The following is an 18,649-nucleotide window of genomic DNA, read 5'->3' as shown; positions in this document are numbered from 1 at the left end:
GGAGGAAACGCGGTGATCGGCGACCATTGCCCATGAGGACCGTCACGCGTCGGCACGCGGAGCGGCCCCGGTCCCTGGGGAGGTATGCGGCGGATGCGGGTACTGGTGGTGGAGGACGAGCCGTTGCTCGCCGACGCGATCGCGGAGTGGCTGCGTGACGAGAGGCACGCGGTCGACGTCGCCTACGACGGCGCGGCGGCGCTGGAACGCGCGAGCGTCAACGGCTACGACGTGGTCGTCCTGGATCGGGACCTGCCCGCCGTACACGGCGACAAGGTCTGCCGCGAGCTGGTAGAGGCCGGCTCGGCGGCGCGGGTGCTGATGCTCACCGCCGCCGCCGAGGTCACCGACCGCGTGTCCGGCCTGTCGCTCGGCGCCGACGACTATCTCACCAAGCCCTTCGCCTTCCCCGAGCTGGCCGCCCGCGTCCAGGCACTCGGGCGGCGCTCGCGCCCGGCCGCGCCGCCGGTGCTGCGCCGCGCGGGCATCACGCTGGACCCGGCGCGCCGCGAGGTGTTCCGCGACAGCCGCTACGTTCCGCTGTCGAAGAAGGAGTTCGCCGTCCTTGCCGAGTTGCTGCGCGCCGACGGGGCCGCGGTCTCCAGCGAGCACCTGCTGGAGAAGGCGTGGGACGAGCACGCCGACCCGTTCACCGGCGCCGTACGGCTCGCCGTCCTCAAGCTGCGCCGCAAGCTCGGCACCCCGCCGGTCGTCGAGACCGTCACGGGAGTGGGGTACCGGATCCCGTGAACGTACCGAGGCTGCTGCCGCGCCGCGTCACCCTGCGGGCCCGGCTGACCCTGATCTACGGCGGCCTGTTCCTCGTCGCCGGGACGGTGCTGCTCGGCACCACGTACGCGCTGTTCAACCAGCAGCTCACGCGCTCCGCACCGAAGGTCCTCACCCTGGGAGGGCCCGGTCCGTCCACCGTCGCGGACGGCGAGGCGCCGAAGCGGCAGATGGTGTTCTTCAGCAGGAGCGGCGAACCGATCAGCAGGGCCGATGCCGAGAGCTTGATGGCCGACGCCGAGAGCTGGATGAGAGAGCAGCGGACCACGCTGCACGAGGCCGCGACCACCTCGCTGCTCACCCTGGGCGGGATCGCGCTCGTCGTCGTCGGCGGCGCCGCGGCCGGCCTCGGCTGGCTGGTCACCGGCCGGATGCTGGCCCCGTTGCACCGGGTCACCGACACCGCCCGGCGGATCGCCGCGGCCCCGGCGGCCGGGCGGGGGCTGCACGAGCGCATCGCCCTGCGCGGCCCGGACGACGAGGTCAAGGATCTCGCTGACACCTTCGACATCATGGTCGAGCGGCTCGACGGGTCCTTCGACGGGCAGCGCCGCTTCGTCGCCAACGCCTCGCACGAGCTGCGCACCCCGCTGACGCTGGGCCGCGCGCTGGTCGAGCTGGCCATGCACCGCAAGTCGGCCTCCGAGGACGTCAAGCAGCTGGGCGAGAACCTGCTGGAGATCAACTCCCGGCACGAGCGGCTGATCAACGGGCTGCTGCTGCTCGCCGGCTCGGAGAACGAGATCACCGAGCGCCTCCCGGTCGACCTGGCCGACGTGGTCGGCCATGTGGTCGCGCAGACCGCCCCGGAGGCGGCGCGGGCCGGGATCACCGTGCACGAGCAGGCGGCCGAGGCGCCCACCACCGGCGACGCGCTTCTGCTCGAACGGCTGGTGCACAACCTGGTGGAGAACGGCATCCGGCACAACGCCGGGGAGGACGGCTGGGTACGCGTCGCCTGCCGTACCAGGAACGACGGACGGGTCGAGGTGGAGGTGGGCAACAGCGGGCCGGTGGTGCCTCCGTACGAGATCCCGGCGCTTTTCGAGCCGTTCCGCCGCCTGGGCGCCGACCGCCTGGTCACCGCCAAGGGCGCGGGGCTCGGCCTGTCCATCGTGCGCTCCGTCGCCCGTGCCCACGGCGGCGAGGTCACCGCCCGGCCGCGCGAGGGCGGCGGCCTGGTGGTGACCGTCGCCCTGCCTGCCTGTCCCGACGAGGGCGCGACGGGACATCCCTGACGGGGACGCGAAGGGGACAGGCCTTCCCCTTGGGAGCGTCCCGGCTTGGGTGCGGCTCTTGGGTGCGGCTTGGGTGCGGCGCCGGCTTGGGAGCGGCGCCGGCAACATTTGCTATCAACGATAGAAGTGAGAGCAACACTATTGCATTCGGCGCTCCAATGACTAGCGCTGCTAGGCTGAGGTCATGTCCATTCAAGAGCGCCGCGAACGCGAGCGGACGCACCGTCACCGGTTGATCGTCAAGACGGCCCGCGAGCTGGCCGAGACCGAGGGCTGGGAGGCCGTCACCACACGCCGCCTGGCCGAGCGGATCGAATACAGCCAGCCGGTCCTCTACAGCCACTTCGCGGGCAAGGACGCCATCGTGACCGCGGTCGCGCTGGAGGGATTCGAGGAACTGGCCGGCGCGCTGAGCCGTGCCCGCGCCTCGGCGGCCACCCCGGCGGAGGCGCTGACCGCCGTCGCCCGCGCCTACACCGGCTTCGCGGACGCCAACCCCGCGCTGTACGACGCCATGTTCACGCTCGCCACCGACCTGCCGTTCGGGCGCCCCGACTCACCCGCACCGCTGAAGGCCGCCTTCGGGGAGCTGCTCGCCGTGTGCACATCGGCGGCCGGCGACCGCGACGCCGAGACGTTCACCGAGGTCGCGTGGAGCGCGATGCACGGCCTCGTCACGCTCGCCCGCGGAGGCCGGCTCCGCGCCGGACAGTGGGACCAGCGCCTGGGGCTGCTGGTCGGCCAGCTTCTCGCCGCGCCCGGCCGGCCGTGATCCGTGGCCGCGGTCATGGCCCCGGCCACGGCCACGGCGTGGAGCGAGGCGTCGAGGACGGCGTGCGGCACCGGGACCGGCCGGTTGCTCCCGGTTCCGGATATCCGGACGGTCAGCGCGTCCGCGCGCCGGTGCCCGGCCGCTCCCGGGCCGGCAGGCTCCGCTTCCTGGCGTCCCGCCACACGCCGTACCGGCACAGCCCGCGCAGGTTGTAGAAGTTTCCGTACGCCAGCGGGGTCACTCTCAATTCCAGCCAGCTCTCCTTGTCCAGCACCCTGTGCCACTTCTCCAGGGGGAGATGGATGTGGCTGTCGAGTCGCGTCTTGTCCTGACTCGTGATCTTCAATACGTCGGCGTGGTCGCCGTGGGCGCGCAGCAGGAGGTACGGCACGCGTAGTGGCGGGAAAGCGGGCCGGAACCACCACGCCATCGCCAGCGCCGCGAACGGCGACGCGGCGGTCACCAGCCAGGCCTCGGGGTGCCGGCTCAGCTCCGCGGTGCCCAGGTACATCAGCACGCCGGCCGGATACGCCATCACGTTCGCCCCCGCCCACAGGGTCCCCAGCCTCAGCAGCCACCCCAGGCAGCCGATCCTGGCACGGCCACCGGCGTCACGCCGCGCGAGCGCGAAGAGCACGGCGGGCACGATCGCGCAGGCGATGAGGAGCGGGTCCGTCCAGCGCACCCCCAGCCCGTACGTGGCCGGCTCTGCGGGTGCCGCGAGATGAAGGGGGGCGGCGTACCGCAACGACGCCAGGTACGCGACCAGTGACCCTGCCATATGCCGTGTCCACCCTAGATCGTTCTGCCGGTGCGGACAGGTTTACATGGATTGCCCGAGCCGTACAGACGGTCCGCGCCTCCCGGTCGTCCCGGGCCGCACCGCTGTACATGGGACCACCGGCGTCAACGCTCGTGATCGGCGCCTGGCGCACAGCCGAGCAGGCCCGGCGCCTCGTCCGGAGGCCCGTCCGACGCCGGTCGTCCCTCCGCCGGAGGCCGGGTCAGCCGCCTGCCGAGGCGCTGGGCGGGTGCCTCGATCAGGCGGTGGGTCAGGTAGCCGAGCGGCACCAGGACGAGGAAGAACAGCGGCAGGTTCGGGCTCACCCGCAGCAGGAGCGGGTGGAGCAGATAGAGGGAGAAGCTGATCACCCCGAGGTGGGCGAGCCAGCGGGGGAACGACCTGTGCCGCAGCGCGAACGCGGCCGCGAAGAAGCCGGCGGCCAGCAGGATCGCCGGCGCCCAGCCGGGATCGTCCTTGGCGAAGACCCCGCAGGCCAGGACCGTCAGCACGGCGGCGATCGCGGTACGCCACCGGATCGTCCCCTGCTCGGCACGGTACACGGCCGTGCCGGCGAACATCATGGCCAGGACGGTCAGCCCCTGCCACGCGCCGATCCGGCTCCCCAGGATCACCAGCGCCAGGCCGAGGAGGCCGCCTGTCACCGCGGCGGCGGCGCGTGTCCCCCCGCGCGCCCACGCCGATACGGCGACGACCGCGACGACCGCGACCCCGAGAAGCGCCGCGACCAGGTCGGCGCGGCCGCTGATGGTCGCGCCCGGCAGCAGGAGTCCGAGGAGTACGGCCAGCAGCGCCAGGACGACCGCGGTCGTGGCCGACCGGTGTGCCTGCCGCATGGCGAACAGCCCGACCGCCAGCAGGTAGAAGGCCATCTCGTAGGAGAGCGTCCACATCACGTCGATGACAGCGGGCACGCCGAGAAGTTCCTGCAGCATCGTCACGTTCCCGAGGACGACGAGGGGCAGGGGGCGCGTGCTCAGGCCCGGGTGAAGGACGAACGCGCCGCCGTACGCGAGGAGAAGCGCCAGGCCGAGGGCGGCCAGCAGCAGGGGGAGGAGGCGGAAGGCCCGGCCGATCCAGAAGGCTCGCAGGTCACCGCGCCGTTCCAGGGAGGCGGGGATGATATAGCCGCTGACCAGGAAGAACACGAAGACGCCCCAGGTGCCGACGTCGATCCTGCGGTCCACTTCGGCCCAGAGGCCCGGGATGAAGGTCCAGGCGGCGTGATGGAGCGCGACGGCCAGGGCGGCGGGTCCCCGCAGGGCGTCCAGCCAGGCCAGCCGGGAAGGGTTCGGGGCCATTCGCTTGACTTTAGGCGATGGACACCGGCCTGAGGACGCCGCCGCCTCAGGCCTCGGGCGGCGGGGCGACCGAGGCCCGCACGATGAGGCGTGAGCGGAGTGTGTGCCTCTCGCGGCGGGGCTCGGCCCCCTCAAGGGTGTCGAGGAGCACCTCCGCCGCCTTCGCGCCGAGCCGGTGCACGGGCTGTTCGATCATCGTCAGGGGCGGCTCCATGACCGCCGCCCACGCGCTGTCGTCGAACCCGATCAGCGCGATGTCGCGCGGGTAGGAGAGCCCCGCCGCCCGCAGGGCGCGCAGGGCGCCCGTCACCGCGTCGGTCTCGGTGCAGAACACGGCGGTGATGCGGTCGGGGAGGGCGAGCATGCGGGCGACCTCCTGGGTCGCCCGCTCCTCGGTCTTGCGGCCGACCATCACCAGCTCGGGATCGAAGGGGATGCGCGCGTCGTCGAGCGCGTCGAGATAGCCGCGCAGCCGCTCCCCGTCGGTCCACAGGTTGCGGGACGCCGCCGCCAGCAGTCCACGCCGGGTCGCGGGCGCCTCCGACGCGGGCGGCCCCCACACGAACCCGACGCGGCGGTGCCCGGCCGCGATGAGCATCTCGACCGCCTCCCGCGCCGCCTCGCGGTTGTCGATGACGACCGCGTCGAGATCGAGCGACGCGACCGCGCGGTCGACGAGCACGACGGGGATGCCCCGGTCCATCGCCGCCCTGATGTGCGCGACCTCGCCGCGGTCGACCGCGGCCGACGCGATGATGACGCCGTCGACGCGCTTGTCGATGAGCACGTTCGTCGCCGCGACCTCCTCGTCGAGATCCTCGTACGTGCTCAGCACGATCGTGTCGAAGCCCCGGGCCCGGGAGGTGTCGGAGATCCCGCGCACCACGCCGGCGAAGAAGGGGTTGCCGATGTCGGCGACGATCACCCCCAGGGTGTGGCTCACCCCTGTCGACATGCTGCGCGCGAGCGCGTTCGCGCGGTAGCCGAGTTTCTCGGCCGCCGCGAGCACCCGCTCCCGCAGCTCCGGGCTGACATACCCATACCCGCCGAGCGTGCGGGCCGCGGTCGCGCGGCCGACACCGGCCTCGGCGGCCACCTCGGAGATCGTCGGCGGCCCCGCCGCCTGGCCCCGGTCAGCTGGCATGGATGGCGTCCCTCATTTCTCACGTTCGGAGGCTCGCCACATGCTAGCCACGGCCGGTTGCCCCGCGGGCCTGCCGTAGCCGAACGCGCCTTCGACGAGACACTGCCCGTAGGCCGTCTCCGCGCCCTCGCGCAGGGCGCGCTCGATCATGTGGCGCCGCGGCGGGGTGTGCGCGGACCAGCCGCCGCGCAGCAGCGCGACCGCGAACCCGGCGAGGAAGGCGTCACCGCAGCCCATCGTGTCGATGATCTCTCGCGGGTCCTCCACCCGGCGCGCCGGGGTCTCGACAGTGACGCGGCCGTCGTACGCGATCGCTCCGTCCACGCCGCGGGTGGCGAGCGCGAGCCGCGCGCCCCGCCGTACGACCTCGGCCAGGAGCGCGCGCGTGGCGGCTCCGTCGAGGTGGGAGCACGACAGCAGCACCAGGTCGGCGTGCGGGCAGACGCGGTCGAGATAGGAGGGGGTGCGGAACTCCTCCTCGCTGGAGAGGTCGAAGCTCACCAGCGTGTCGAGCCCGGCCAGTTTCGGCAGTTCGCTCTCGCTGCGGGAGTACACGCTCGAATGCGCGAGGTCGAAGGACGACACGTATTCGAGCAGCCCGTCGTCGAGCACGAGCGGCTCCCGCACCGTGACCCCGCCGCCGTTCCAGCCGAGGAAGACACGGTCGCCGTCGTCGACGCGCAGGATGGAGACGCCGGTCTCACCGGCCCGTACGGCGCAGCGGTCGACGGCGACCCCCTGGGCGGCGATCGCCTCGCCCAGGAACCGGCCGAGGTCGTCGTCGCCGAAGACCCCCAGGTAGGCGGCTCCGAGGCCGAGGCGGTGGGCGTAGACGGCGACGTTCACACTGTTGCCGCCCGGATAGTCGATGCCGCGGTCGACGAATCGGTCGACGATGTTGTCGCCGAAGCCGAGGACTCTCATGGATGCTCCTGTGCGCGGGCCCCGCGCGTCACGGAGCGGGGCCCGGGAGGGTGCGCGGGCGCCGGCGGGGCACCGGCGTACGCGGACGGTTCGGTTGTGGCATGTGCGAGGGTGCGGTCGCCGAAGGCCGCGCGTGGGGTGCCCCCGCCCGGGACGATCCTCCGGGCGGGGGCGGGAGGCGGGGCTCAGTGGTCCACGACGCGGTGGTGGTGGCGCTCAGTGGTCCATGACGCGGTAGTACTCAGTAGTCCATGACGCGGTAGTAACGGCGCAGGTCGAGTGAGTGGTCGCGCACCCTTTCGAGGTGCTTGCTGACGCGGCCCATCACGGTGTCGAGCACGAGCGGCGCGAGGAGGCCGCGGAACTCCGGGCTGATCCCTATGAGGGGGTAGTCACGCGTGTCGAAGACGGTGACGTCCTTCGAGACGCGCCTGGCGAAGGACTCGGCGCGGTCGGTGAGGGGACGTGTCTCGTCCTCCCCCTGAAAGATGATCACACTTGTGTCCGGTTCGAGTAGTTCGAGGGAGCCGTGGAAGAACTCGGCGCTGTGCACCCTGGTGGTGCGCAGCCACTGCATCTCCTCAAGGATGCACATGGAGTACAGGTAGGTGAATCCCCATAGGTTTCCACCGCCGATGAGGAAGTGGTAGCCGGTGTCCTTGTGGGCCTCGGCGAAGGCGGACGCCGCCGGCTCGGCCCGCTCCGCCACGTCGACGAGGATCCGCGGGATGTCCGCCAGCTCGTCGGCGAGCTTCTCGTAGCCGTCGAACTCGCCCCTCCGCGAGAGCAGCCGGCCCATGAAGAGCAGCAACTGCACGTCGAAGGGCCAGGTCTTCGGCTCCGAGATGAGGGCGATGTCGACGTTCCGGGCGATGGGCGACTCGGGGTATCCGGTGAAGCCGACCGTGTAGGCCCCCCTGGACCTGCAGTACTCGATGGCGCGGATGCTGTCGTCGGTCGTGCCCGTGACCGAGGTGAAGATCGCCACCGAGCGTCCGCCGAGGGTCGCGTCGCCCGAGGCGACCAGCTCCGCCGCGATCACGGCGCGCACGTTGAGGGCGGAGCTGCGCCGGGCGAGGTGCTCATACGGCCACATCTGGGCGTAGGTGCCGCCGGCGCCGACGAGAAGGAGGTTGTCGAACCCCTCGTCCACGAGTCGATCGACGAGTTCCTCGATCCGGGGGCGCAGTGCCACCGCGCTCGCCATCTGCGAGAGGAATTCCGGCTCGTTGAATCCGAGCATCTTCGCGTCCTTTCGGGAATGCTTGCGGCCGGCGCCGCCCTGCGGCCTGATACCGGTATCACGCGGGGATCACGCTGGCACAGGAAGTCGCACGACGTCAACACCACACCCGTCGGCGAGATTATTTACCTATCCGATCTGCGGTTATATAGGAGATAGCGAAGCCGGAGCCGACCTCGAAAAGAAGATCTTGATTTCAGCTCTGGTACCGGTATCAGATCCTCTGTACAGTCAGCCGACACCAAGCGGTTCGTGTCAGAGACACCCCCACGGCGGATCTGAGGTGCCTCAGCACCGGCGGTCCCCTTCTCCCCCCGAGAGAAAGGAAGCCCATGCGCCCTCGCGCACTGACGACGTTCGCGGCACTCGCCGGGGCCTCGGTGCTCACCCTCGCCGGCTGCTCCGGCGGTCCGGCGAACGCCCCCGCGGCCGACGTCGCCGCCGAAGCGGAGTTCTCCGGCACCCTGAGCATCCTCACCAAGTTCGCCGGCGATCCCCTCAGCCCCTACTTCGAGGACCTCGCCGCCGAGTACGAGCGGCTGCACCCCGGAGTGAAGATCGAGCTCATCCAGGAGACCGATCAGAGCATCAAGGACAAGACCAAGACCCTGACGGCCTCCGACGCCCTCCCCGACATCTACTTCACCTGGACCGGCAACTGGGCGGAGAACTTCGTACGGGGTGGCCGCGCGGCCGACCTCAGCAAGGTGATCGGGCCCGACACCCCGTGGGGACGGACCTTCAGCAAGGCGTCGCTGTCCGCCTTCGCCTACGACGGCCGCTACTACGGGATTCCCCTCTACAACAACGGCAAGTTCATGGGCTACAACAAGGCCGCGTTCGCCAAGGCCGGGGTCAAGGTGCCCGCCACCTTCGAGGAGCTCCTCAGCAGCTGCCCCACGTTGCGCGAGGCGGGATACGAACCCGTCGCCTTCGGCAACAAGGACGGCTGGCCCGCCCTGCACTACCTGCAGCAGCTGTTCGCCTACACCGTGCCGGAGGCCACCCTCCAGGCCGACTTCCGTCCCGCGACGGCCAAGCTCGACCACCCCGGCTACGTCACCGCGCTCAAGCAGTTCAAGACCCTCGTCGACACGTGCACCGACACCGGCGACGGCACCAACGGCGTGCTCTACACCTCGGCGCAGGAGGCGTTCTCCAGGGGCAAGGCGGCGATGTACTACCAGGAGGTCCTGGAGTTCGACAACGCGACCGCCGGGCGGGGGCTCTCCCCCGACGACTTCGGCATCTTCCCGCTGCCCGTCCCCGGGGGCGCCGGCGGCAACCCCAAGGCGATCGAGGGGGCACCCGAGGGATACCTCGTCAACGCCCGGTCGCCGCGCGCGGCACTCGCCGTCGACTTCATGAAGTTCGTCACGGGATCTGAGAACGCGGAGAAGCTCTCCTCGCCCCCGTACGGCCAGCCCAGCACGGTCATCGGCGCCGTCACGCCCAAGACCTCCAGCAAGGCCGTGTTCGAGGGCATCGAGATGGTCAACCGCGCGCCGCAGCTGGCCAGCTGGCTCGACATGGTGACGGTGCCCGAGGTCGCCGACGCGTGGCTGGCCGGCGGGGAGGCCGTCATCAGCGGTGACACGACCCCCGAGAAGGTGCTCGAAAGCGTGCGCCGGGCCTCGGCGTCGGCCAAGTAGCCCGCACGGCGAAGGAGAGCATGCCGGTGCGCACCATCTTCCGAAGGGCACCCTTCCAAAGGGCACTCGGGCTCGCGTGGGTCATCCCCGCCCTCGCGCTGGTCGGGGTGTTCGTCTACCTGCCGCTCGTGCAGAACTTCGGGTTCAGCACGCTCAAGTGGGACATCTACAGCGGCAGCCAGGAGTACGTCGGGCTCGGGAACTACCGCAAGCTCGTCGACGACCCGGTCTTCTGGTCGTCGTTCGGCAACAACCTGCTGTACGCGGTGGTCTCGATCGCGTTCCAGGTGTTCGGCGCGCTCCTGCTGGCCGCGCTCGTCGAGAGCATCCGCAGCGAGCGGTGGCGGCGCGGCCTGCGGGCGATCTACTTCATCCCCTCGGCGATCTCGCTGACCGTCGCGGGCCTGCTCTTCTACTTCGTCTACGAGCCCAACCTGGGCCTGCTCAACCACGCGCTCGAAGCGGTGGGGCTGGGGCGGTTCGGCCAGTCCTGGCTGGGCCAGGGGGACACCGCGATGTTCGCGATCATCGCGATGAGCCAGTGGCAGGGTTTCGGGTACTCCACCCTGCTGTTCGCCGTCGCGATCCAGCGCATCCCCTCCGAGATCTACGGCGCCGCGGCCATCGACGGCACCGGGCCGATCCGCCGCTTCGTCCACGTGACGGTCCCCCTGGTGCGCGAGATGACCGGCCTCATGATGATGGTCACCATCTCGGGCGCGTTCCAGGTGTTCAACGAGGTCATGGTGATGACCGGCGGCGGTCCCGACAACTCGACCCAGGTGCTGGGGACCTGGCTGTACCGCAGCGGTTTCGTACGCAACAACTTCGGCTATGCCGCCGCGATCGCGACAGTACTCTTCGTGATCACGCTCGGCATCGCCATGGCGCAGCTGTGGGTCACCCGCAGGAGAAGGGTGGAATGGTGAGTCGCCTGGGCTTCCTCGGCGTGATCGCGCGCCTGTTCATGTGGGTCTTCCTCCTCGGCCTCGCGGTGGTCGTGCTCTACCCGCTGCTGTGGATGGCGCTCAACGGGTTCAAGACCAACGCCGAACTCTTCGGCAACCCCTTCGCCCTCCCCGTCGACTGGAGTTTCGAGAACTACCGGAAAGCGTGGAACCGGGGGGTGAGCGACTACCTCACCACCAGCGTGCTCGTCACGGTGACGTCGACAATCGCCACCGTGTTCGTCAGCGCCTGGGCCGCCTACGGCCTCACCCGTGTGAACATCCCGTTCAGCAAGGCGATCACCGCGGTGATCCTCGGCGGGCTCATGCTCGCCCCCACCGTGGCGCTCGTGCCCCTGGTGAAGATGTTCCAGGCGATGGGCCTGTACAACAGCTTCTGGGCACTGCTCATCCTGTACACGGCCTTCCGCGTCCCCTTCACCACCTTCCTCATCCGCGCCTACATGCTCGATCTGCCGCGCGAGATCGACGAGGCCGCCGACGTGGACGGCGCCGGCCGCTGGACGGCCTTCTGGCGGATCATCCTGCCCATGTGCAAGCCGATCATCACCTCGACGGTCCTGCTGCACATCCTCTTCGCCTGGAACGAGTATCTCTTCGCGATGGTCTTCACCAGCGGCAGCGGCGTGCAGACCCTCCCGGTGGGCCTGACGAGCCTGATGAGCAAGCACGGCACCGACTTCCCCGTCGTCTTCGCCGGCATGGTGATCGCGGCCGTCCCGGTGGTGCTGCTGTTCTTCTTCGGCCAGCGTTACATCGTCAAAGGCCTCGCCGACGGAATCGGAAAGTGACCGCCGCCCACCTCGCGCGGCGGGCACCGCCCGCCCCGGGTGGTGGTGCCGCCCTCAGTCCTCCGGGACCGCACGATCGTCCCCGCCGCCGGACGCCCCCGGGCGGCGTTGTGCGTACCGGGCGACCTCGCCGATCGTGATCACTACGGCCACGAGGGCGAGGGCGACGAGCAGTCCCTTCGCCGGCGAGTCCTGGAAGGCGGCGCCGGCGAAGTAGCCCAGGAGCGCGCCCGAGACACCCCACATCAGTGCGCCGACCGCGTCGAAGAGCGCGAAGGCGCGCAGCGGGTAGGCGGTCGCTCCGGCGGTCAGCGTGGTGATCGACCGCATGCCGGGGAGGAACCGGCCGACGACGACGATGACGCCACCGCGACGGCCGAGCAGTTCGGACAGCCACCTGGCGGCGGTGTGGCGTTTCGTGCCGGGACGCAGGCGGCGCAGGACGGGCGGCCCGAGGCGTCGCCCGATCAGGTAGCAGATGTGGTCGCCGGCGAGGGCGCCGGAGGCCGCGGCGAGGGCCACCAGCACGATGTCGGGACGTCCGGTGGCGGCGAACGCTCCCGCCAGCAGCAGCACGCCTTCGCTGGGCAGGAGGGGCAGGAACCCGTCCAGCAGCGCACACAGGAACACCACCAGGTAGAGCCAGGGAGAGCCCGCCAGGCCACCGGCCAGGTCGAGTACGTCGTCAGTCAAGCTTCCTCCATACTGATACTAGTCTCAAATGAGACTAGTATCAGTATGGAGATGACGGAGACCGCGACGAGCGGTCCGATCAGTCAGGAGCAGCGCATGCCGGAACGACTGTCGCCGTGGGACGGCCGCGTCAAGCCGACGCCGTTCGAGGAGTACTCCAGGAAGTACGAGGAGTTCTTCGTGATGACTCGCCGGGAGGGGATCATCGAGCTGCGGATGCACACCGACGGCGGGCCGTTCAGGCACAGCTGGATCGGCCACAACGCCTGGCACCAGGCGTGGGCCGAGGTCGGCAACGACCCGGAGAACGAGGTCCTGATCATCACCGGGACCGGTGATCGGTGGCACACCGGCGATCCGGCCGAACTGTGGCACACGCCGTTCCCGCAGTGGAGCACCGACAGCCAGCTCAAGATGTACGGCGACATGGTCAAGCTGCTGGAGAACTTCGTGTCCGCCCTGGACATCCCCACCATCGCCGCGGTCAACGGACCGGGCACGCACTGCGAGTTCGCCACCGCGTGCGACATCACCCTCTGCGTGGAGGACGCCGACTTCTTCGACCCGCACTTCCTGGGCGGCGGAGTGCCGGGAGACGGGATGGGCCTGACCCTGCAGCACACGATCGGCACCAAGCGCGCGTCGTACTACATGTACACCGGCGAACCGATCGACGGGCCGACCGCGCTCCGGCTCGGCCTGGTCAACGAGGTGCTGCCACGCGAGCGCCTGCTGCCGAGGGCGTGGGAGATCGCTGAGATGATGATGGCGCGACCGCGCGCCTCACGACTGCTCACCCACGCGATCGCCAGCAGGCCGTGGAAGCGCGCGTTCCTCGACGACCTCGGCTTCCACGCCGCCCACCAGCTCTGGGGGATGGCCATCGGTGAAGCGGGACAGCTCGACAGACTACGACAGATGACCGAACGGTTCCGCGGCCCGCAGGCGGGCGAATCCAGCCGGGAGTGAACGATGGCAAGACGACGGTCGGCTGACGAGACCAGCCACATACCGCTGCGGGAGCGCAAGAAGGCCAGAGCCCAGGCCTCGATCCAGCGCGAGGCGATGCGCCTGTTCGCCGAGAACGGCTACGAGGCCACCACGGTCGACGAGATCTCCGAAGCCGCGGAGGTCTCACGGGCGACGTTCTTCCGCTACTTCCCGACCAAGGCCGACCTCGTCCTGCATGACATCGCCGATCTGATGGTGATCGACGCGCTCCCCGAGCATCTCGACGGAACCAACCTCATCGGTGCGTTGCGCGGTGCCGTCACCACCCTCGTCGACACGGCCACCGCCGAACAGCACGAGCTCAACCGGCAACGTGAAGAACTGCTGTGCAGCGTCCCCGACCTGCGGGCCCGGGTCCCCGGCCACATCGCCGCGGCGCTGCCGCTCCTGACCGAAGCCCTCGCCCGGCGGCTCGGCCGCCCCACCGACGACCTCCATCTCCTCACCGTCTCGGGCGCGGTCATCGGGGTCGCCATCGCCGCCTGGAACGCCGCCGCGAACGATCTGTCAGAGGGCTTCGCCCAACGCCGGCGGCGGCTGCTCGACGACGCGCTGGCTCACCTCGAATCCGGCCTGCCCCCCTGGAGCACCAGAGGATGAGCCGCTCCCCCGGCGTACTCGCCCCTGTTCTCCGCGACCCCGTCCGGTGACGCGGGGGAGAATCCCTGGCGGCGGACATGCCGGGCGTCCTCGACACCGCCGATCACGTGCTCCCGCCCCCATGCGCCGAGCGGCGCGAGCGCCTCGTTGAGCAGGACACCGAGCGGGGTCAGCGAGTATTCGACGCGGGGCGGCACCTCGTCGTACACCTCGCGGTGCACGATGCCGTCCTCCTCCAGCTCCCGGAGGTGGGAGGCGAGCACCTTCTCGGTCACTCCCGACACCTGCCTGCGCAGCTCGCCGAAGCGGCACGTCCGTTCGTCGAGCGCCCAGAGGATCAGCACCTTCCACTTCCCGCCGATCACGTCCATCGCCGCGTCGATCCCGCAGTGGTACGCCCCCGGTCTCCTCACGGTCGCCATGTCCCCTCCTCCTGGCTGCTCACTCACCTCAGGGTAACCGCCCACTTCAAGGTGCGTACTTGATCGTTTCGAGATCTACGACAAGCCTGGTCGGCATGGATGACAACACTTTTGGGAAAACTCGGCTCACTCTCCTCGGGCTCGGCGCCATGGGTACCGCGCTCGCCCGTACCTGGCTCGCCGCCGGGCATCCGCTGACCGTCTGGAACCGCACCCCCAGCCGGGCCGATCCGCTCGCCGCCGAGGGCGCGACGGTCGCCGGGACGGCCGCCGAGGCGGTCGCCGCGAGCGATCTCGTGGTGCTCTGCCTGCTCGACGACGCCTCGGTCGGCGAGGCCCTGGCCGATGCCGACCTGACGGGCAAGGACCTGGTCAACCTCACCACCGGTACTCCCGCCCAGGCCCGCGCCCGCGCCGAGTGGGCCGAGGAGCGCGGCGCCCGCTTCCTGGACGGTGGGATCATGGCCGTCCCGCCGATGATCGGCGTGCCGGAGACCGGCGGCTACGTCTTCTACAGCGGCTCTCGCACCCTCTTCGACGCCCACCTCAGCACGTTGGCCGTACCGGCCGGCACCACGTACGTCGGTGAGGACCCCGGCTTCGCCGCCCTCCACGACGTGGCGCTGCTGAGCGCGATGACCGGGATGTTCGCCGGGCTCTCGCACGCCTTCGCGCTGATCCGCAAGGAGGACGTCGCGCCGGGGGACCTCGCCCCCCTGCTCGTCAACTGGCTCACCGCCATGGCCCCCTCCGCGTACGAGCTCGCCGACCAGCTGGAGAGCGGTGACTACACCAAGGGCGTGGTCTCCAACCTCGCCATGATGGTCGAGGGCAACTCGACGATGCTGCGCACGGCCGAGGATCAGAGGGTCAGCGCCGAGCTGCTGACCCCGTTCATGGCCCTGATGGAGCGCCGCCTCGCCGACGGCCACGGCGACGAGGGCACCGCGGGCGTGGTCGACCTGCTCACCCGCTGAGCGGCGACGGATGACGGCAGGCGGGCGAGCGGGACCTGCCACCGTCCCGGCGTCCGCGCGCTCCGGGATCAGTCCGCGACGAGGCGCGCCCTGTGCCCTTCGCGCTCGCGCTGCCGCCGGATGACGTAGGCACCCGGCGTGCATCCCGTGGCCCCGTGCTCGGGATGGAGCAGATAGGCGACGGCCGAGGTCTCGAAGATGCCGATCGCCAGTCCGTCGGAGTCCGACACGTCGGTCGTCCACCGGCAGGTGCCCGGATCGGCGACGAGCGTGTGCGGGTTGCCCCCGGCCGCGCCGCGGAGCAGTTCGACCCCCTCGACGGGCACGTCCGTCCAGCCGGCCCCGGGCCGGGGCCGCACGGACGGCGCGACGACGGGGAGCGGGATGACGATGAGGTCGCCCTGGGCCTGGAGGCCGTCGACGACGGGGATGCTCACCGACTGCTCAAGGTGGTCGAGCACGGCGAGTCCGGTCTGCTGGGAGAGCGAAGCGAGGGTCACAGTCATGGAAGTCACCTCAGGTTCGGCGGACGAGAAGGGAGTACTGCTCGGCGGACAGCCCGTAGGTCCAGCCGGCGGCGGCGATCGGATCGTCGAGGGAGCCCGGCACGGTCAGGCCGTACTGACGGCGGCGCCCGTCGCGTTCGACGGACCCGTTGACCGCGAGGAGCACTCTGGTCTCCCCGCGCATGTCGAAGAGCCGCAGCTCCGAGCCGGGGTTGCCGGGGTCCGGCGCGGCGGCGACCAGCCGCAGCCCGGCCCGGTCGATGTAGGACGCCCAGCCGATGTGCTCGATCGCGCACCGCCTGACCTCGACGTTGGCCTCCCCCGCGATCCGCGGAACGCTCGGATCCGTGATCACCCAGGAGGGCACCCGCGTCCCGTGCCAGGCGTACGCCTCCCACCCGTCCGTGTAGCGCACCGCCGGACCGTCCGCACGGTGCAGCCGTACCTCGCCGTCGTCGCCCCACACCTCCGTGTGCATGGCGACGGGCCGCTCGGACAGGACGCACACGCCGTCGTGAGGCCACCACGAGCCGCACGACCGGGCCGCTGCCGCCCACAGCTCGAACCGCCGGGTCTGCTCGGGGGTGAAGACCACGCCGGCCACTCGGCGGAGGGCGTCGTAATGGGCGACCCAGGAGACGCACTGCGTCCCGTACCAGGCGTCTCCCGGGCGGTGCCGCGAGTCGTGCGCCGCCCGGAGCGGTATGAGGAGCGAACCGGTGGTGGATTGCGAGAGCGAGCCGCGGACCACCTGGCGAATCATCTGGTCCATCGGCTGATGGACCCATCTGACCTGGGCGTCGAGCTCGCGGCACAGCTCCCTCATGAGCGAGGAGAACCGAGGTGGCAGAGCCCATTCGGAGATGCGGTCGCCGGCCTCCGAAGAGGCCAGACGCACCCCCGGCGGGACGGTCGCCAGGGCCGCGACCGGCGAGGAGACCCAGTGGAAACGCGGTGGGGGGAGCCCGATCAGGCGGTACAGCCCGGAGATGGCGGCCTCTGCGGCCGGACGGTCGGCGGGCAGCGTCGACAACGCACGGCCCAGCCATTCTTCGCGGATTTCAGCAGCTTCCCGCTGCACAAGAACGCTCACCGGATGAAGGTGGCGTCATCCTTTCCAACGATCATGTCGGAAATAGTGACAGATCGGCGCGGCGCGTGTCTACCGCCCGGCCATGTTCCGGCGCCTCCCGCCGGTCACCGGCGGACGGCGCGGAGGAGGTGGTTCGGGAGCGGACGGCAGCCGGGGCCGTGGTCTCCCCGGCCACAGGACGGCGGCGGTGACGATCGCGGAGATCGTCAGCAGGACGCCCAGCAGAAGTTCGGCAAGCGCGGCGGTCGACATCGAACCCTCCTTCGACCTCGCTGTGGACATGTGGCCACGAGGACGAAGGTCTCCCCACACCCCCCATGTCGCAGGAGGGCCACCCCGCCGGATCTCCCTGTGCCGGGGACCGTGATGACGATCGGGGTGTCGGACGGTGGGTACTCCCCTCCGCACTGATTCCACTATCCGCGCAGCTCAGAGCCTAGTCAAATGCCCGCGACCGCTCCCGGCCACCACCCCGGGGGTGGAACACCGCCCGGGGACTGACCTACCCTGGGACGACGAGGGGAGTACTTCCCAAGAGCCGACCCGGTCAGTACGGACGTTCAGAACGTCCCCGGGCGGCCGCCCGCACGGCGCGGGTGAAGGAGACCTCGAACAGCCAAGCGCGTTCGAGGAGGTTTCATGCCCACTGAGGCAACCCTGTCGATGGCCAATCTTGAAACGATCGGTTCACCGAAACTGTGGACGATCACCGTGGCCGGCCTGCTGCTGCTGCTGGCCGTGGACTTCATGCTGACGCGGCGCCCGCACGATGTGCGGATGCGCGAGGCGGTGGGCTGGTCGATCTTCTACCTGGCACTTCCCCTGATCTTCGGCGCCTACCTGTGGGGGGCCTTCGGGACCGGCGTGGCAGTGGAGTTCTTCACCGGCTACGTGGTGGAGAAGTCGCTGTCGGTGGACAACCTGTTCGTGTTCATGCTCCTGCTGGCCGCCTTCGCAGTCCCGACCGCGCTGGCCCAGCGGGTCCTGCTGTACGGCATCATCGGGGCACTGGTGCTGCGCGCGATCTTCATCGCGCTGGGGGCGGCCGTCCTGCAGAGCGGGACCTGGGCGTTCCTGCTGTTCGGCGGGATACTGATCGTCACCGCTGGGAAGATCCTCAAGGACGCGCTGAGCGGGGAGGAGCAGAAGGTCGACATCTCCTCCATGCGCACGATCCGCCTGCTGCGGCGTTTCATACCGGTCACCGAGGACTACCGCGGCTCCCACCTGGTCGTTCGCGAGGGCGGCCGCCGCGCCCTGACCCCGCTGGCGCTGGCCACCGTGGCCGTCTTCGCCACCGACATCGTCTTCGCCGTCGACTCGGTGCCCGCGGTGTACGGCGTGACGGAAGACCCCTTCCTCGTCTTCGCCACCAACGCCTTCGCGCTGCTGGGCCTGCGGGCGCTCTACTTCGTGCTCCAGGGCGTCCTGGCGAAGCTGCGGCACCTGAACCACGGACTCGGCATCATCCTGGCCTTCATCGGGATCAAGCTCGTCCTGCACTGGGCGCACGGCATCTGGACCTGGGTCCCGGAGATTCCCACCCTGCTCTCGCTGGGGGTCATCATCGTGGTCCTGGCCACCGTCACGATCACGAGCGTGTACGCCAACCGCCGCGACGCGGAGCCCGCCTCCTCACCCACCGAACGCTGACCCCGCTCACAGCCGGCGCCGGGTTGATCCCGGACGGAGCCCGGACAGGTCCCGGCCGTCAGCGCGGGGT

The 18,649-nt window shown here is 70.3% G+C and carries 20 protein-coding genes; 10 read left to right on the top strand and 10 right to left on the bottom strand.

Going from position 1 to position 18,649, the window contains the following annotated elements; all coding sequences use genetic code 11:
• The first annotated feature begins 93 nt into the window (after positions 1-93).
• The 3 genes from SROS_RS01425 (at position 94) to SROS_RS01415 (ending at position 2,799) form a co-directional block, all read left to right on the top strand.
• A complete protein-coding gene (locus tag SROS_RS01425; RefSeq protein WP_012887082.1) occupies positions 94-750 on the top strand; it encodes a response regulator transcription factor in 657 nt (218 codons plus the stop codon).
• Complete coding sequence (locus tag SROS_RS01420) at positions 747-2,027, top strand: sensor histidine kinase (RefSeq protein WP_012887081.1); 1,281 nt, start codon at positions 747-749, stop codon at positions 2,025-2,027. Before SROS_RS01425 ends, SROS_RS01420 begins: the two co-directional genes overlap by 4 nt.
• Before the next feature lie 184 nt (positions 2,028-2,211).
• Entirely contained in the window at positions 2,212-2,799 is a 588-nt protein-coding gene (locus SROS_RS01415) for a TetR/AcrR family transcriptional regulator (protein WP_012887080.1), read from the top strand.
• A 112-nt stretch (positions 2,800-2,911) separates the two neighbouring features.
• On the opposite strand, the gene SROS_RS45575 is transcribed toward SROS_RS01415, so the two are convergent.
• The 5 genes from SROS_RS45575 to SROS_RS01390 form a co-directional block, all read right to left on the bottom strand.
• Positions 2,912-3,580: a hypothetical protein gene (locus SROS_RS45575; RefSeq protein WP_012887079.1), complete on the bottom strand. Its 669-nt coding sequence runs from the start codon at positions 3,578-3,580 to the stop codon at positions 2,912-2,914.
• A gap of 125 nt (positions 3,581-3,705) precedes the next feature.
• Positions 3,706-4,902 (bottom strand): acyltransferase family protein, encoded by a 1,197-nt coding sequence (locus SROS_RS01405; protein WP_012887078.1) that lies wholly within the window; start codon positions 4,900-4,902, stop codon positions 3,706-3,708.
• Between the two features lie 46 nt (positions 4,903-4,948).
• On the bottom strand, positions 4,949-6,046 hold the full coding sequence (locus SROS_RS01400) for a LacI family DNA-binding transcriptional regulator (protein WP_012887077.1): 1,098 nt from the start codon (positions 6,044-6,046) through the stop codon (positions 4,949-4,951).
• Between the two features lie 12 nt (positions 6,047-6,058).
• On the bottom strand, positions 6,059-6,970 hold the full coding sequence (locus SROS_RS01395) for a PfkB family carbohydrate kinase (RefSeq protein ID WP_012887076.1): 912 nt from the start codon (positions 6,968-6,970) through the stop codon (positions 6,059-6,061).
• A gap of 241 nt (positions 6,971-7,211) precedes the next feature.
• A complete protein-coding gene (locus SROS_RS01390) occupies positions 7,212-8,213 on the bottom strand; it encodes an SIS domain-containing protein (RefSeq protein ID WP_012887075.1) in 1,002 nt (333 codons plus the stop codon).
• 332 nt (positions 8,214-8,545) lie between these two features.
• On the opposite strand from SROS_RS01390, the gene SROS_RS01385 reads away from it, so the two are divergent.
• From SROS_RS01385 to SROS_RS01375, 3 genes are read left to right on the top strand one after another with little or no spacing between them, the layout of a single operon-like run.
• On the top strand, positions 8,546-9,865 hold the full coding sequence (locus tag SROS_RS01385; protein WP_012887074.1) for an ABC transporter substrate-binding protein: 1,320 nt from the start codon (positions 8,546-8,548) through the stop codon (positions 9,863-9,865).
• Between the two features lie 26 nt (positions 9,866-9,891).
• Positions 9,892-10,794 carry a carbohydrate ABC transporter permease gene (locus SROS_RS01380; protein WP_012887073.1) on the top strand — a complete coding sequence of 301 codons (903 nt, stop codon included), beginning with the start codon at positions 9,892-9,894 and terminating at the stop codon, positions 10,792-10,794.
• Positions 10,788-11,624, top strand: a complete 837-nt coding sequence (locus SROS_RS01375; RefSeq protein WP_012887072.1) for a carbohydrate ABC transporter permease — start codon at positions 10,788-10,790, stop codon at positions 11,622-11,624. The genes SROS_RS01380 and SROS_RS01375 overlap by 7 nt, the downstream gene beginning before the upstream one ends.
• A gap of 54 nt (positions 11,625-11,678) precedes the next feature.
• Here the strand turns inward: SROS_RS01375 and SROS_RS01370 are convergent, their stop codons facing one another.
• Complete coding sequence (locus tag SROS_RS01370) at positions 11,679-12,317, bottom strand: DedA family protein (protein ID WP_012887071.1); 639 nt, start codon at positions 12,315-12,317, stop codon at positions 11,679-11,681.
• A gap of 96 nt (positions 12,318-12,413) precedes the next feature.
• On the opposite strand from SROS_RS01370, the gene SROS_RS01365 reads away from it, so the two are divergent.
• Both SROS_RS01365 and SROS_RS01360 read left to right on the top strand, forming a co-directional pair.
• Positions 12,414-13,286 carry an enoyl-CoA hydratase/isomerase family protein gene (locus SROS_RS01365; protein ID WP_012887070.1) on the top strand — a complete coding sequence of 291 codons (873 nt, stop codon included), beginning with the start codon at positions 12,414-12,416 and terminating at the stop codon, positions 13,284-13,286.
• A gap of 3 nt (positions 13,287-13,289) precedes the next feature.
• Complete coding sequence (locus tag SROS_RS01360; RefSeq protein WP_012887069.1) at positions 13,290-13,928, top strand: TetR family transcriptional regulator; 639 nt, start codon at positions 13,290-13,292, stop codon at positions 13,926-13,928.
• Here SROS_RS01360 and SROS_RS01355 read toward each other — a convergent pair.
• The gene (locus tag SROS_RS01355) at positions 13,886-14,350 is read right to left on the bottom strand and encodes a winged helix-turn-helix transcriptional regulator (protein WP_012887068.1); all 465 of its coding nucleotides are present in this window, start codon (positions 14,348-14,350) and stop codon (positions 13,886-13,888) included. The genes SROS_RS01360 and SROS_RS01355 overlap by 43 nt on opposite strands.
• A 95-nt stretch (positions 14,351-14,445) precedes the next feature.
• On the opposite strand from SROS_RS01355, the gene SROS_RS01350 reads away from it, so the two are divergent.
• The gene (locus SROS_RS01350) at positions 14,446-15,327 is read left to right on the top strand and encodes an NAD(P)-dependent oxidoreductase (protein WP_012887067.1); all 882 of its coding nucleotides are present in this window, start codon (positions 14,446-14,448) and stop codon (positions 15,325-15,327) included.
• 68 nt (positions 15,328-15,395) lie between these two features.
• Here SROS_RS01350 and SROS_RS01345 read toward each other — a convergent pair whose 3' ends face one another.
• From SROS_RS01345 to SROS_RS01335, 3 genes are all read right to left on the bottom strand, one after another.
• Positions 15,396-15,833 carry a hypothetical protein gene (locus tag SROS_RS01345; RefSeq protein ID WP_012887066.1) on the bottom strand — a complete coding sequence of 146 codons (438 nt, stop codon included), beginning with the start codon at positions 15,831-15,833 and terminating at the stop codon, positions 15,396-15,398.
• 10 nt (positions 15,834-15,843) lie between these two features.
• Positions 15,844-16,926: a DUF6745 domain-containing protein gene (locus tag SROS_RS01340; protein ID WP_043651113.1), complete on the bottom strand. Its 1,083-nt coding sequence runs from the start codon at positions 16,924-16,926 to the stop codon at positions 15,844-15,846.
• Positions 16,927-16,995: 69 nt separating this feature from the next.
• Complete coding sequence (locus SROS_RS01335; RefSeq protein WP_012887064.1) at positions 16,996-17,178, bottom strand: hypothetical protein; 183 nt, start codon at positions 17,176-17,178, stop codon at positions 16,996-16,998.
• Between the two features lie 387 nt (positions 17,179-17,565).
• Here SROS_RS01335 and SROS_RS01330 point away from each other — a divergent pair, with 387 nt between their 5' ends.
• The gene (locus tag SROS_RS01330) at positions 17,566-18,579 is read left to right on the top strand and encodes a TerC/Alx family metal homeostasis membrane protein (protein WP_012887063.1); all 1,014 of its coding nucleotides are present in this window, start codon (positions 17,566-17,568) and stop codon (positions 18,577-18,579) included.
• Positions 18,580-18,649: the final 70 nt, after the last annotated feature.

This window comes from Streptosporangium roseum DSM 43021, assembly GCF_000024865.1.
Lineage (GTDB): Bacteria > Actinomycetota > Actinomycetes > Streptosporangiales > Streptosporangiaceae > Streptosporangium > Streptosporangium roseum.
This window is presented reverse-complemented; position numbering and strand designations above follow the sequence as displayed.